This is a genomic window from Aeromonas sp. FDAARGOS 1409, from assembly GCF_019048705.1.
Classification (GTDB): domain Bacteria; phylum Pseudomonadota; class Gammaproteobacteria; order Enterobacterales; family Aeromonadaceae; genus Aeromonas; species Aeromonas sanarellii.
Genome location: NZ_CP077395.1, coordinates 2548785 through 2562594 on the forward strand (window position 1 = coordinate 2548785; position 13810 = coordinate 2562594).

Below are 13810 nucleotides of genomic sequence, written 5' to 3' on the forward strand. Positions count from 1 at the left end.
GAATTGATGATGTCTTTAGTCCAGTTTATCGATGGCCAGTGGCTGGCCGGTGAAGGCAAGCCGTTCGAATCCAGAGATCCGGCCAAGAACGCAGTGATCTGGCAGGGGGAGGCGGCAAGCCAGACCCAGGTGGACGCCGCCGTCAAGGCGGCCCGTGCGGCCTTCTACCATTGGTCCGATCTGGCCCTCGAGGAGCGCCTCGCCATCGTCCGCCGCTACGCCGACCTGCTCGGCGAGCACAAGGAGGCGCTGGCCCTGACCATAGCCCGTGAGACCGGCAAGCCCCTGTGGGAGACCCGCACCGAGGTCGCCGCCATGCAGGGCAAGATCGCCATCTCCATCCGCGCCCATGACGAGCGCACCGGCACGGTGGAGAACCCCATGCCGGGCGCAAGGGCCTTCGTGCGCCACAAGCCCCACGGCGTGGTCGCCGTGTTCGGCCCCTACAACTTCCCGGGCCACCTGCCGAACGGCCACATAGTGCCTGCCCTCATCGCCGGCAATACGGTGGTGTTCAAACCCTCCGAGCTCACACCCATGGTGGCCGAGGCCATGGTCAAGGTGTGGCAGGAGGCGGGGCTGCCCAAGGGCGTGCTCAACCTGGTTCAGGGCGAGGTCGATACGGGCAAGGCGCTGGCGGGCAATCCGGACATCGACGGCCTCTTCTTCACCGGCTCGTCCCGTACCGGCCACTTCCTGCACCAGCAGTTCGCCGGCCAGCCGGGCAAGATCCTGGCCCTGGAGATGGGTGGCAACAACCCGCTGATCGTGAAAGACGTGAGCGACATCGACGGTGCCGTGCACGCCATAGTGCAGTCCGCCTTTATCACCTCGGGTCAGCGCTGCACCTGCTCTCGCCGTCTGTTTGTCGAGCGCGGCGCCCGGGGGGATGCCCTGGTCAAGCGCCTGGTTGAGGTGGTCGGCCAGATCAAGGTGGGCCTCTATGACGCCGCCGAGCAGCCGTTCATGGGCGCCATGATCAGCGAGAAGGCCGCGCTCGGCATGGTCGAGGCGCAGGCCAACCTGCAGCGCCTCGGTGGCGAGAGCCTGCTCACCCTCAAACACCTGGAAGCGGGCACCGGTTTCGTCTCCCCGGGCATCATTGACGTGACCGCGGTCAGCGCGCTGCCGGACGAAGAGTACTTCGGCCCGCTGCTGCAACTCATTCGCTACGACGACTTCGATGCCGCCATCGATCAGGGCAACGCCACCAGCTTCGGCCTCTCGGCCGGCCTGCTCGGTGACAACGAGGCGGACTGGCAGCACTTCTTCAAGCGCATTCGCGCCGGCATCGTCAACTGGAACAAGCCCATCACCGGCGCCTCCAGTGCCGCGCCGTTCGGCGGCATCGGCGCTTCCGGCAACCACAGGGCGAGCGCCTACTACGCCGCCGACTACTGTGCCTATCCGGTGGCCTCGGTCGAGGATGGCAAGGCGAGCATGCCGGATCAGCTGTCCCCGGGTTTGACGTTTTAATCGTTCATGGAGATAGCGATGCAGACGAGATGGCTCAATGCCGACGACTACTGTGTCATATCTCCGGTGACTTCGGTCGAGGATGGCAAGGCGAGCATGCCGGATCAGCTGTCCCCCGGCCTGACCTTCTAATAACAAAGGGGCATCCACGGGTGCCCTTGTCTGTACCCGCAATCAAAGGAAAGAGAGATGCAAAAGGATATCGAGACCCTGTTTGGCCATCTGTGGGACAACTACATTCAGGTCACCCCCAGTGCCCACAAGGTTCACCAACTGCTGGGGGGCGGTGCCCCCATCATCAACGATCACGTGGCGTTTCGGACCTACAACCTGCCCAAGCTCGGCCTCGAGAAGCTGGCGGCCCACTTCCGTGCCCTGGGGTACGAGGAGAAGGGCGAGTATGTGTTCAAGGCCAAGAAGCTCTATGCCAAGCACTTCGAGCATGCGGATCCGGACGCCCCCAAGGTGTTCATCAGCGAGCTGAAGGTGGAAGAGCTCTCGGCTGGCGCCCAGGCCATCATCCACAAGCTGGTGGATCAGGTGCCCGATCACCTCACCGACACCCCGGCCTTCCTCTATGCCGGCGCCCCCTGGCAGGTCTCCCATGCCGACTACCAGACCCTGCTGGCGGAGAGCGAGTACGCGGCCTGGATGGCAGCCTGGGGCTATCGTGCCAACCACTTCACGGTCAATATCAACCGTTTGGCCGACTTCGACACCATCGAACAGGTCAATGCGGCCCTGAAGGCGGCGGGCTTCGTGCTGAACACCGTCGGCGGCGAGGTGAAGGGAGATCCCCAGGTGATGCTGGAGCAGTCCTCCACCATGGCGGACAAGGCCGAGGTGGCTTTCAGCGACGGCGTGCGCGCCATCCCGAGCTGCTTCTACGAGTTCGCCCTGCGCTACCCGCAGCCGGACGGCGTGCTCTACCCGGGCTTCGTCGAGGCCTCGGCGGACAAGATCTTCGAGTCCACCAACGCCATGTAAGGTGGTGCCGGATCATGCCGGTACCGCGTTATGAAAAACGCCTCCCTGGTGGAGGCGTTTTTGTTGGCGGACGGGGCACATTTGCCCACCCTAGCGCGGGCAGAGTGCGCCCTGATGGACCAGCAGGGTCTCCATGCCGGCGGCGCGGCCCGCCTCCAGGCCTATGGGGGTGTCTTCGAACACCAGGCAGTTGGCCGGCTTGGCGCCGAGCTGCTCGGCCACTTTCAGGAAGGTGTCGGGGTGGGGCTTGTGGTTGACCACGTCATCGGCGCTCACCAGCACGGGGATGAAGGCGTCGAGCCCGGTCTGGCGCAGGATGTGCGCCGCATGCGCCCGGGTTGAGCCTGTGCCAATGCCCATGGGCACCTTGCCATGGCAGCCCTTGACCAGCTCCCACATGGCGGGAAACACGCTTACCTTGTCGATATGCTCAAGATAGAGCGCCACCTTGCGGCGGGCGAAGGCCTCCACGTCGATGGTCAGCCCGTGCTGCTCTGCCAGCATGGCCACTATCTTGCGGGTGGGAATGCCGCCGTACTCGTTGAGCTGCGCCCGATCGAACGGCAGGCCGAACTCGGCGCTCGTCTGCTCCCAGGCATCCAGGTGCAGGGGCATGGAGTCCACCAGGGTGCCATCCATATCGAAGATCAGGGCGTCGTACTGCTCAAAGCGGTGTTGCTCGGTCATGGGACTGCTTCCTCCTGGGCGAAAGGCCCAGGGTACCAGATCCGTCGGTTGGATGCCGCTCGCCCCGTCGGCGGTGTCTCGGCCTAGGCGCGCTGGCGCTCGCTCTGGGCCTCCAGCTCCTTGCCGAGGAAGTAGTTCAGGAAGGTGCGGATCACCGCGATGATGGAGAGGCGGATCAGCTCCTCCTTGCTCGGTGCCACCGTGGTGGCCAGGATGTCGGCGGCGAGCTGGAACTCCAGCGCCAGGATGAGCCAGCTGCCGAAGCAGAGCCGGATGCGGGGAAAGCCGGGCTCGTGATCCCGCACCCTGGCCGCCAGCCAGAGGGTCTTGCCGAGCCCCATCACCACGCAGGCGATGGAGATGAGTTCCAGCAGCAGCTGGAACAGCTCGACCCCGTGCATCATGGCCTCTCTCAGGCCGGTTATTTCAAACACGCTCGACTCCTCCACGATTCAAAAGAGACACTTGTACCACGCTGACCGGCCCGGGCCAACTCAGAGCCTCCTGAGCAGTGCGGCCATCTGCTCGACGAGCTGGCGGGCGGCGGGACTGACGGCGGCCAGTTGAAAGTAGCCGTGGATGACCCCGAGCTGCCGCTGACAGGTGGCGACGACGCCGGCTTGCAGCAGTTTGCGATAGAGGGCTTCTCCTTCGTCGCGCAGCGGATCAAATTCCGCGGTCACGATATGGGTCGGCGGCAATCCTGGCAGGGCCGGGTGGTGCAGCGGGCTCGCCTCCGGATGATGGGCGGGCAAGGTGCCCAGATAGGCCTGAAAACCGCTGAGCAGCATGTCGCGGGTGATGAGGTAGTCGTCGCCGAGCAGGCGATAGCTGTCGCTTCCCCCCAACGCATCGAGCATGGGGTAGAGGAGGATCTGGGCGGCGGGAAGGGGCGCTCCCGCCTCCTTGAGCCGCAACATGGTGATCAGGGCGAGGTGACCGCCTGCGCTGTCGCCTGCGAGCGCGATGCGCTTGGGATCGCCGCGCCACTGCGGCAGCTCGGCCATGATGGCGAGGGTCGCGGCCAGCGCATCGTCATGGGCCGCCGGATAGGTGTGTTCGGGAGCGAGGCGGGTATGCACGGCAAAGACCAGGGCGCCGGCACGGTTGCACAGCATCCGCATCTGGCGGTCGTGGGTCTCGAAATCCCCGCTGACGAAGCAGCCGCCATGAAAGTAGATGAGTACCGGAGAGGGGGAGTCTGCGGGATCGACGGGCTGATAGAGGCGGATGGCGTAATGTTCTTCTTGCCACTCCTCGATGCTGCCCACCTCCTCCCGCTCGCCCCCCAATGCGGCAGAGGCAAGGTAGCCTTCACGCCGCGCCTGCCAGCTCAGCTCGCTCGCCCTGGGTCTGCCTGCGGCGATGAAGTCCGCCACCATGGCCGCGATGGCCGGTTCCAGTCGTTTTTCCATGACGTACGACACCTGTATATAAAAACAGGTATTGTGCGCTTTTGGTCCGGGAGTGCAACCGGAGTTAAATGAGACAGCTCACAAAATCAGGCTTCAACCAGCTTGAATTCAATCACATAGAGCTGTGGCAGATCGGGGTAGATGGCGCGGATGACCTCCTTGAGCTCGGGGAGCGTCATGTTCTCCTGGCGGGCGTGCTCGTCATCGAGTTCATCGAAGGCGACTGCCTTGACGGAGATCACTTCGATGGTGCCAAAGGGCTGATGCTCCGGGTTGGTGAACAGGGCCAGCCGCTGGCCGGGCTGCCAGTCGGCCTCGCTCTCGTCGCGGATGGTGATGGTCTTGCGCCCGGCCTGGATGTCGGCGACGAAGCGGCTGAAGAAGGTGAACTCGGGGTGGTTTGCAACAGACATGGGGACTCCGATGGTGAGTGAAGGTCAAAGATCGAGATAGGCGCGCAGCCTGGCCAGATCGGCGATGGCGGGTCCCTCGGCCCCTTCGCAGACAATCCCCTGTTCGATCAGCTCCTTGAGGGCGCGCCGATAGACCCGCTCCGTGGTGCCAAAGCGCGCCGCCTCGTGGGCCCGCTTGCGCGAGCCCAGCATGGGGGTGCGCTGGCGCTCGCGCCACAGCTCGAAGGCGATATTGTAGGCGATGGGGTGCAGCAGCCGGCTGGTGGTGATGTCCAGGGTATCCAGGTAGTCGCTGGCGAGCGCCGCGGCGAAGAAGAGGGTCAGCTCGGGCTCGGCCAGCAGCCGTTTGGCCAGCTTGTCGGCGCAGATGACGGCGGCGTCCAGCTCGGTCTCGGCCACCACGCTCCACTGCACCGGGGTGGCGCTGAAAAACTCCATCTCGCCGAAGATCTGCTGGTGGCACTCGATCTCGCCGAGCTGAAACAGCCGACCCGAGTGCACCGCACTGTTGAGGGAGATGCGGCCCTGCGCCACCAGATAGAGCTGCTCGCACCGCTCCCCCTGCCGCATGATGGGCTCACCCGGCAGATAGCGGCGTGAATAGAGGGTGCAGGCCGTCAGCGCCGCGGCAAAGCGCGGTTCGAGGGCGGCAAGCTCGGCGTGAAAGCGACCGAGGGGATAGGGTTGTTGCTGCATGGCGAAGGCCCGGCTTGACGAGGGCCATGAGGCTAGCAAGGGCGGGGGCGGGATGCCAGCCCCCGCGCCCCCGAATGTGCCGGGCTTAACGTTTTGCCGGGGCCCGCAACGGACCTCGGCAGACCCGGCTATTGCGTCAGGGCGTGGAGGGCGGCGGCGATGGCCAGCCGCTCGCCGGTCATCATGGCGGCTTCGCTGGCGGCGTAGTCGCTCACTCCCGCTTGCACGTCCTGCTCGAAGGCCACCACGTTGCAGAGCACGGCGGCCACCCGCACCTTGCGCAGGCGCCCCACGGCGAGCAGGGAGGCGGTCTCCATGTCTGCCCCGAGCACCCCGCGCTGGTGCCAGTAGCGACAGACGTCCTGCTCGTCATCCCGGTAGAAGCTGTCGTGGGAGCGCACCAGCCCGTGCCAGTGAGGCTGGTCGCTGGCGCCGAGATGAGCGAGCAGGGCAGCTTGCAGGCGGATGTCGGCGCAGGCGGGGTACTCGGGGGGCAGGTAGGCTTGCGAGGCGCCTTCGCTGCGCACCGCCCCCTCCACCACGATAAGATCCCCGAGCCCGATATGGCCTTGCAGGGCGCCGGCGGAGCCGACCCGGATGAGGGCGCGGGCACCCGCCTGCACCAGCTCCTCCAGCGCGATGACGGCGGAGGCGCCGCCGATGCCGGTGCTGCACACAGTGACGGGCAGCCCCCGGTAGCGGCCGTTGATGAGGCGAAACTCCCGGTGCTGGCCCAGCGGTTCGCACTGATCGAGCTGGCCGGCGATGCGCTCGACCCGGGCCGGATCGCCGCACAGCACCACCCGTTCGGCGATCCGGTCCGGGCGGCATTGCAGATGGGGCAGCAGGCTCATGCGATCGCTTCCAGTTGCGGACGCTTGGCGCTGACCATCCAGAGGCGAGTGCCGTTGGCGGCGATGAAGAGCAGGATCAGGTACTCAAGGGACATGGCATAGACCCCCTGGGCGGCATAGACGCCGATGCTGATGATGTTGATGACCACCCAGAGGATCCAGTTCTCCACGTACTTGCGGGTCATTAGGATCTGGGCCACCACGGAGAGCACCGTCATGCTGGCATCCCAGAAGGGGAAGGCATCGGGGGAGGGCTCTGGGGTGGCGAGATTGGCGCCAAACAGGTTGAGCAGAGCGACCGAGGTACGTGCCAGGGTGGCGAATACCGGGTCGATATAGAGGGTCAGCAGGGCGATGGCCAGCACGCTCACGGCGGCGGTGGCGATGAGCTTGGACTTGCTGAGCCAACGGATCTGCAGGGTGTCACCCTGGGCATTGGCCGGGCGGGTCCAGGCGTACCAGCCATAGAGGTTGGCGCAGAAGAAGAACAGCTGCAGCAGCAACAGGCCGTAGAGCTGGATCTGGAAGAAGATGATGGCGAACAGACTGACGTTGATGAGCCCGAACAGGTAGTTGATGGTCTTCTCCTGACTGGCGCACCAGATGCAGGCCAACCCGAACAGGGTGCCGATGGCCTCGATCCACGACATGGCGTAACCACCGCCCAGGGGGATGGTCACCAGGGTGTGATGGATGCTGAACCACTCGAATAAGCTCATTTTCGTTTCCTTTGAAAATTGGGGGCGTGAACCGGGCCTATTCTAGGGGCGGCGCGGAGGCGCTGGCAGGACTTTTGTCCGTGCAGGGCCGAGCCACCTCAAAGAATGAACAAACGGCGGGGGCAACTTTAGGCCCCCGATGGCACCCTGATATGCGATGATGCCCTGCCCCAGTTTTTTGATATGTCACAACATGGGGATGAGCAGGCTGTGGTCTGATGGGATCCCCCTTGGTGCGGTCGGGGAGTGGAACGAAAGGAGCGAGTGTGAATTCCGAGTTGATCTGGGTACTCTGCATGCTGGTGGGGGCCATCCTCCTGTTTATTACCAACAAGGTGCGCATGGACGTGGTCGCCTTGTTGATCATCATCCTGTTCGTGCTGAGCGGCACCCTGACTCTGCCACAGGCGCTGGCGGGCTTCAGCGACCCCAACGTCATCCTGATCGCCGCCCTGTTCGTGGTGGGGGAGGGGCTGGTGCGCACCGGCATCGCCTATCAGGTGGGGGATGCCCTGGTGAAGGTGGCCGGCAGCAGCGAGACCCGCATGCTGGTGCTGCTGATGGTGGCGGTGGCGACCCTGGGGGCTGTGATGAGCTCAACCGGGGTGGTGGCCATCTTCATCCCCGTGGTGCTGAGCGTGGCGAATCGCATGGGGATCCCGCCTGGCCGGCTGATGATGCCGCTTGGCTTTGCCGGCCTTATCAGCGGCATGATGACGCTGGTGGCGACGCCCCCCAACATGGTGGTGAACAGCGAGCTGATGCGCCACGACATTCAGGGGTTCGGCTTCTTCGGCTTCACCCCCATGGGGGTCATCATCCTGGGGATGGGGATCCTCTACATGCTGCTGATGCGCACCTCCCTGGTGCGCGAGGAGGAGGAGGGCAAGGGCAAGCAGAGCGGGCGCAGCACCATGCGCGATCTCATCCGCGACTATAGGCTGGCCGGGCGGGCGCGCCGACTGGCACTTCGGCCCGATTCCCCCCTGATCGGCCAGACCCTGGACGAGCTGCAGCTGCGGGCCCGCTACGGGGCCAACGTCATCGGGGTGGAGCGCTGGCGCAAGTTCAGGCGGGTGATGGTGACCGTCTCCGGGGTGACCGAGTTCCAGGCCAAGGACGTTCTGCTCATCGACATGTCGGATCCCGAGGTGGACGTGCGGGAATTCTGCAGCGAGGCGCGGCTCGAGCCCATGATATTGCGCGGGGAATACTTCTCCGATCAGGCGCGGGAGGTAGGCATGGCCGAGGTCTCCCTCATCCCCGGCTCCCGACTGCTCGGCAAGAGCATCCGCGAGGTGGCGTTTCGTTCCCGCTATGGCCTGAGCGTGGTGGGGATCCGCCGCGCCGGCGAGGCGCTCACCGGCAAGCTGGTGGATGAGCCGCTGCTGATGGGAGACACCCTGCTGGTGGTGGGCAACTGGAGCCTCATTCGCCAGTTGCAGACCCATCATCGCGATTTCCTGCTGCTCGGCCTGCCCGCCGAGGTGGACGAGATGGCGCCGGCCCGCAGCCAGGCCATCCACGCCCTGGTGGCGCTCGGGGTCATGATAGTGCTGATGGTGACGGATCCCGTGCCCAACGTGATCGCGGCGCTCATCGCCTGCCTGCTGATGGGCAAGTTCCGTTGCATCGATCTGGAGAGCGCCTACAAGTCCATTCACTGGCCGACCCTGATCCTCATCGTGGGCATGCTGCCCTTTGCCCTGGCGCTGCAGCAGACCGGCGGGGTGGATCTCATCGTCGGGGGACTGATCTCGGTGGTGGGAGAGATGGGACCTCGCGTGGTGCTGGCCAGCCTGTTCGCCCTGTGCGCCGTCATCGGGCTCTTCATCTCCAACACGGCGACGGCGGTGCTGATGGCGCCCATTGCGCTCGGCACGGCCCAGCAGATGGGGGTCTCCCCCTATCCCTTTGCCATGACCATCGCCATCGCGGCGTCGGCGGCCTTCATGACGCCGGTCTCCTCGCCGGTCAACACCCTGGTGCTCGGCCCAGGCAACTACAGGTTCGTGGATTTCGTGCGTATCGGCGTGCCCTTCACTCTGCTGGTGATGGTGGTGAGCGTCATCGCCATCCCTTGGTTCTTCCCGTTCTGACGGCATCGATGAGAAAGGCGGCCTGCGGGCCGCCTTTTTGTTGCCTGCTGGGCCCCGACATGAAAGGCCGACATCAAGAGGGTGCAGAGGATGAGTACCCTGTGCCGGGGAGAGCACGAGGTGCAGCCGCTAATGGCTGGGAGGCGTTGCAGGCGCGGGACTGCGGGAGACGGGCGGCAAACGCCGGGCACAAAAAAACCAGCCTGGGCTGGTCTGTTTGGTACGGCTTTGATGGTGCGGAAGGAGAGACTCGAACTCTCACGCCTAGGGCGCCAGAACCTAAATCTGGTGCGTCTACCAATTTCGCCACTTCCGCAAGAGTAATGGTGGCTATGACGGGATTCGAACCTGTGACCCCCGCATTATGAGTGCGATGCTCTAACCAACTGAGCTACATAGCCGTCTTGTGCCCGACTTGCGTCGAAGACAAGTAAAAATGGCTGGGGCACTAGGATTCGAACCTAGGTATGGCGAGATCAAAACCCGCTGCCTTACCGCTTGGCGATGCCCCAACAGTGTTCCCTGCAATCGGATGATTGAAGGAACATTTTCAAAAATGGTGGCTATGACGGGATTCGAACCTGTGACCCCCGCATTATGAGTGCGATGCTCTAACCAACTGAGCTACATAGCCGTTTGTTGTCAACCACGGTGTGGAAGAGAACAGAATAATGGCTGGGGTACTAGGATTCGAACCTAGGGATGGCGAGATCAAAACCCGCTGCCTTACCGCTTGGCGATACCCCAACAGCGATGCCTGACAGATACTGTCAAACATCATGCAAAAATGGCTGGGGCACTAGGATTCGAACCTAGGTATGGCGAGATCAAAACCCGCTGCCTTACCGCTTGGCGATGCCCCAACAGCGCTCCTCGACCGTCATATGACAGGCAAAGAGCCTTGAAAATGGCTGGGGTACTAGGATTCGAACCTAGGGATGGCGAGATCAAAACCCGCTGCCTTACCGCTTGGCGATACCCCAACTTGAGATGGTGGCTATGACGGGATTCGAACCTGTGACCCCCGCATTATGAGTGCGATGCTCTAACCAACTGAGCTACATAGCCAACCGTGCTTCCAGTGAGTCGTTGCCTCGTCACTGTGCGGCCGGAATTATGCGTATCTGGCTCTGGGGCGTCAACCCTTTTTTTGTTTGAAAAAACGAATTTGGGTGCGTTTGGCGAGTTATTGGTCGCTGTCGTGCAAAAGCCCAACAATCTGGTTTTTTTTGCGACATTTGCCAGCAGATGGCCTGTCCGGCCGGATAGAAAAGAGGCCAGCAAATGCTGGCCTCTCATGGGGTTAGACGTTGAACAGGAAGTTCATGATGTCGCCGTCTTTGACGATGTAGTCTTTCCCTTCGGCGCGCATCTTGCCCGCTTCCTTGGCGCCCTGCTCACCCTTGTAGGTGATAAAGTCGTCGAAGGCGATGGTCTGGGCGCGAATAAAGCCTTTTTCGAAGTCGGTGTGGATCTTGCCCGCGGCCTGCGGGGCTGTGGCACCGACCGGAATGGTCCAGGCACGTACTTCCTTCACCCCGGCGGTGAAGTAGGTCTGCAGCTTGAGCAGCTCGTAACCGGAACGGATCACCCGGTTCAGGCCCGGCTCCTCGATGCCCAGATCCGCCATGAACTCGGCGCGATCCTCGTCGTCCAGCTCGGCGATGTCCGCCTCGATGGCGCAGCAGACCACGACCACGACGGCGTTCTCGGCGGCGGCGATCTCACGCACCTGATCCAGGTAGGGGTTGTTCTCGAAGCCGTCTTCCGCCACGTTGGCGATGTACATGGTGGGCTTGAGGGTCAGGAAGTTGAGGTGGCTGACGGCGTCCAGCTCCTCCTTGTCCAGCTTCATGCCGCGGATCATCTGGCCGTTTTCCAGCGCCACCTTGATCTTCTCCAGCACTTCCACTTCCAGCTTGGCGTCTTTGTCGCCGCCCTTGGCACGCTTGGACTGGCGGTTGATGGCGCGCTCGCAGGCGTCCAGATCGGAGAGGGCCAGCTCGGTGTTGATCACCTCGATGTCGTCGGCCGGGGAGACCTTGCCCGCCACGTGGACGATGTTCTCGTCCTCGAAGCAGCGCACCACGTGACCGATGGCCTCGGTCTCACGGATGTTGGCGAGGAACTGGTTGCCCAGGCCCTCGCCCTTGGAGGCACCGGCCACCAGGCCGGCGATGTCCACGAACTCCATGGTGGTCGGCACGACCCGCTGCGGGTTGATGATGGCCGCCAGCTGGTCGAGGCGGGGATCCGGCATGGGGACCACACCCGTGTTCGGCTCAATGGTGCAGAACGGGAAGTTGGCGGCTTCGATGCCGGCCTTGGTCAGCGCATTGAACAGGGTGGATTTGCCTACATTGGGCAGGCCCACGATACCGCATTTAAAACCCATGGATAGTTACCTTACGTGATGGATGCTGTGGGAGGCCACGCGGGCGACCTCGTCATATTGTTCTCGCTTGGCATCTTGCCAAGGCTCCGTGTTCAAACCTTCTCGGCCTTGAAGCTGTGCAGGCGATGCATGGCCTTGGTCATGTCCTGCTTGAACAGGATGTCGGTGGCGCGCAGGGACTCGTCCAGCGCGGCCTCGATCAGGCTCTGTTCGCTGCTGGGGGCCTTGGTCAGCACGAAGCCGGCCACCAGCTCCTTGGCGCCGGGATGACCTATCCCGAGACGCAGGCGGAAGAAGTTATTGTTGTTGCCCATCCTGGCGATGATGTCCTTGAGGCCGTTGTGGCCGCCGTGGCCGCCACCCTGCTTGAACTTGGCGATGCCGGGGGGCAGGTCCAGCTCGTCGTGGGCCACCAGGATCTCTTCCGGGGCTATCTGGTAGAAGCGCGCCAGCGCCGCCACCGCCTTGCCGGAGAGGTTCATGTAGGTGTTCGGGATGAGCAGCCGCACATCCTGTCCGTCCACTAGGATGCGGGCGGTATGGCCGAAGAACTTGGGCTCTTCGCGCAGGCTGACATTGTGCCAGCGGGCCAGTTGCTCCACATACCAGGCCCCCGCGTTGTGGCGGGTCTTGGCATATTCGGGGCCGGGATTACCGAGCCCGACAATCAGTTTGATTTGACTTGTCACGCTTGATGTCTTCACTCGCTACTTGCCATGAGCGGATGGCCCTGGGCAATGGGACGCAATATTCTAGCCGCCGACTGGCGAACACTCAACCAAAGTGCGGCAGCGGGGAGGATAACGGCCGTGCCTGGCGGCCAGAACGGGCATCGCCCGGCCCTTGTCTGCCGTGCCGGCCGCCCTCATCGGCGCACCAGGGCGGGATCGAGCGGAAACAGAAAAACAAAAACCGCCGTGCGGCGGTTTTTGTGACAACGGGATCTATCAATGCTCGAACATGGCAGAGATGGACTCTTCGTTGCTGATACGGCGGATGGCTTCGGCCAGCACGGAGGAGAGGGTCAGCTGCTTGACCTTGCCGACGGCCTTCATTTCCGGGGTGAGCGGGATGGAGTCGGTGATGATCAGCTCGTCGATGACCGAGTTCTTGATGTTTTCCACGGCGGTGCCGGAGAAGACCGGGTGGGTCGCATAGGCGAACACGCGCTTGGCACCGCGCTCTTTCAGCGCTTCGGCCGCCTTGCACAGGGTGCCGCCGGTGTCGATCATGTCGTCGACGATGACGCAGTCACGGCCGGCCACGTCGCCGATCAGGTGCATGACCTGGGAGACGTTCGGGCGGGGACGACGCTTGTCGATGATGGCGATGTCGGTGTCGTCCAGCAGCTTGGCGATGGCACGGGCACGGACCACGCCGCCGATGTCCGGCGAAACGACCACGGGGGATTCGAGGTTCTTGGCCTTCATGTCTTCCAGCAGCACAGGGCTGCCGAACACGTTGTCGACGGGGACGTCGAAGAAGCCCTGGATCTGCTCGGCATGCAGGTCAACGGTCAGCACACGGTCCACACCAACGCTGGAGAGGAAGTCGGCGACGACCTTGGCGGTGATGGGCACACGAGCGGAGCGGACGCGGCGGTCCTGACGGGCATAACCAAAGTAGGGGATAACGGCAGTGATACGGCCAGCTGAAGCACGACGCAGTGCATCCACCATGACGATCAATTCCATCAAATTGTCGTTGGTCGGGGCACAGGTGGATTGAATGATGAAGATATCGCCACCGCGTACATTCTCGTTGATCTGTACGCTGATCTCGCCGTCGCTAAAGCGACCTACGGCAGCATTGCCGAGTTTGATAAACAGGCGATCTGCGATCTTCTGGGCTAGTTCCGGCGTTGCGTTACCAGCAAACAGCTTCATGTCAGGCACGGTTTGAAACCTCGGGGTTGCATCCAGTATGTGGGGAGTCTGAGTTCAGACCCGGATCGTTTGGGGGCAAACGATTTAGCAAGATGACGGACAAGGTCTCAGCACAGGGAAAATGGCGTCGCATCACCCTGGCTGGGTGGGGGGACAGGGGGCGTCCACCCTTGATGCGTCATC

At 63.2% G+C, this 13810-nt stretch carries 13 protein-coding genes and 8 tRNA genes; 3 read left to right on the top strand and 18 right to left on the bottom strand.

Features of this window, described 5'->3' with window-relative positions; translation table 11 throughout:
- Nucleotides 1-6: 6 nt before the first annotated feature.
- The gene (astD, locus tag I6L39_RS12120) at nt 7-1476 is read left to right on the top strand and encodes a succinylglutamate-semialdehyde dehydrogenase (RefSeq protein WP_216989776.1); all 1470 of its coding nucleotides are present in this window, start codon (nt 7-9) and stop codon (nt 1474-1476) included.
- 189 nt (nt 1477-1665) lie between these two features.
- Nucleotides 1666-2463 (top strand): DUF1338 domain-containing protein, encoded by a 798-nt coding sequence (locus I6L39_RS12125; RefSeq protein ID WP_216989777.1) that lies wholly within the window; start codon nt 1666-1668, stop codon nt 2461-2463.
- A 90-nt stretch (nt 2464-2553) separates the two neighbouring features.
- Here I6L39_RS12125 and I6L39_RS12130 read toward each other — a convergent pair whose 3' ends face one another.
- The 7 genes from I6L39_RS12130 to pnuC form a co-directional block, all read right to left on the bottom strand.
- Complete coding sequence (locus I6L39_RS12130) at nt 2554-3150, bottom strand: HAD family phosphatase (protein WP_216989778.1); 597 nt, start codon at nt 3148-3150, stop codon at nt 2554-2556.
- An 83-nt stretch (nt 3151-3233) separates the two neighbouring features.
- Nucleotides 3234-3584 (bottom strand): DUF1622 domain-containing protein, encoded by a 351-nt coding sequence (locus I6L39_RS12135; protein ID WP_216989779.1) that lies wholly within the window; start codon nt 3582-3584, stop codon nt 3234-3236.
- A 60-nt stretch (nt 3585-3644) separates the two neighbouring features.
- Nucleotides 3645-4565, bottom strand: a complete 921-nt coding sequence (locus I6L39_RS12140; RefSeq protein ID WP_216989780.1) for an alpha/beta hydrolase — start codon at nt 4563-4565, stop codon at nt 3645-3647.
- 86 nt (nt 4566-4651) lie between these two features.
- Nucleotides 4652-4978 (bottom strand): N(4)-acetylcytidine aminohydrolase, encoded by a 327-nt coding sequence (gene yqfB / locus I6L39_RS12145; protein WP_216989781.1) that lies wholly within the window; start codon nt 4976-4978, stop codon nt 4652-4654.
- A 24-nt stretch (nt 4979-5002) separates the two neighbouring features.
- Nucleotides 5003-5674, bottom strand: a complete 672-nt coding sequence (locus I6L39_RS12150; RefSeq protein WP_216989782.1) for a Crp/Fnr family transcriptional regulator — start codon at nt 5672-5674, stop codon at nt 5003-5005.
- Nucleotides 5675-5802: 128 nt separating this feature from the next.
- Nucleotides 5803-6528: a nucleoside phosphorylase gene (locus I6L39_RS12155; protein WP_216989783.1), complete on the bottom strand. Its 726-nt coding sequence runs from the start codon at nt 6526-6528 to the stop codon at nt 5803-5805.
- The gene (gene pnuC, locus I6L39_RS12160) at nt 6525-7247 is read right to left on the bottom strand and encodes a nicotinamide riboside transporter PnuC (protein ID WP_216989784.1); all 723 of its coding nucleotides are present in this window, start codon (nt 7245-7247) and stop codon (nt 6525-6527) included. Before pnuC ends, I6L39_RS12155 begins: the two co-directional genes overlap by 4 nt.
- Nucleotides 7248-7513: 266 nt before the next feature.
- On the opposite strand from pnuC, the gene I6L39_RS12165 reads away from it, so the two are divergent.
- Nucleotides 7514-9346: an SLC13 family permease gene (locus tag I6L39_RS12165; protein WP_216989785.1), complete on the top strand. Its 1833-nt coding sequence runs from the start codon at nt 7514-7516 to the stop codon at nt 9344-9346.
- A 232-nt stretch (nt 9347-9578) separates the two neighbouring features.
- Here I6L39_RS12165 and I6L39_RS12170 read toward each other — a convergent pair.
- From I6L39_RS12170 to I6L39_RS12220, 11 genes are all read right to left on the bottom strand, one after another.
- Nucleotides 9579-9662 (bottom strand) — tRNA-Leu (locus I6L39_RS12170).
- A gap of 8 nt (nt 9663-9670) precedes the next feature.
- Nucleotides 9671-9747: transfer RNA gene (locus tag I6L39_RS12175), tRNA-Met, on the bottom strand.
- Nucleotides 9748-9783: 36 nt separating this feature from the next.
- A tRNA-Gln gene (locus I6L39_RS12180) sits at nt 9784-9858 on the bottom strand.
- A 45-nt stretch (nt 9859-9903) separates the two neighbouring features.
- A tRNA-Met gene (locus I6L39_RS12185) sits at nt 9904-9980 on the bottom strand.
- Between the two features lie 38 nt (nt 9981-10018).
- Nucleotides 10019-10093, bottom strand: a tRNA-Gln gene (locus I6L39_RS12190).
- A 41-nt stretch (nt 10094-10134) separates the two neighbouring features.
- Nucleotides 10135-10209, bottom strand: a tRNA-Gln gene (locus I6L39_RS12195).
- Nucleotides 10210-10254: 45 nt separating this feature from the next.
- Nucleotides 10255-10329: transfer RNA gene (locus tag I6L39_RS12200), tRNA-Gln, on the bottom strand.
- An 8-nt stretch (nt 10330-10337) separates the two neighbouring features.
- A tRNA-Met gene (locus I6L39_RS12205) sits at nt 10338-10414 on the bottom strand.
- A 235-nt stretch (nt 10415-10649) separates the two neighbouring features.
- The gene (gene ychF / locus I6L39_RS12210) at nt 10650-11741 is read right to left on the bottom strand and encodes a redox-regulated ATPase YchF (RefSeq protein ID WP_042078059.1); all 1092 of its coding nucleotides are present in this window, start codon (nt 11739-11741) and stop codon (nt 10650-10652) included.
- Nucleotides 11742-11833: 92 nt separating this feature from the next.
- Nucleotides 11834-12430: an aminoacyl-tRNA hydrolase gene (gene pth / locus I6L39_RS12215; protein WP_113977790.1), complete on the bottom strand. Its 597-nt coding sequence runs from the start codon at nt 12428-12430 to the stop codon at nt 11834-11836.
- 258 nt (nt 12431-12688) lie between these two features.
- A complete protein-coding gene (locus I6L39_RS12220; RefSeq protein WP_010673845.1) occupies nt 12689-13636 on the bottom strand; it encodes a ribose-phosphate pyrophosphokinase in 948 nt (315 codons plus the stop codon).
- Between the last annotated feature and the right edge of the window lie 174 nt (nt 13637-13810).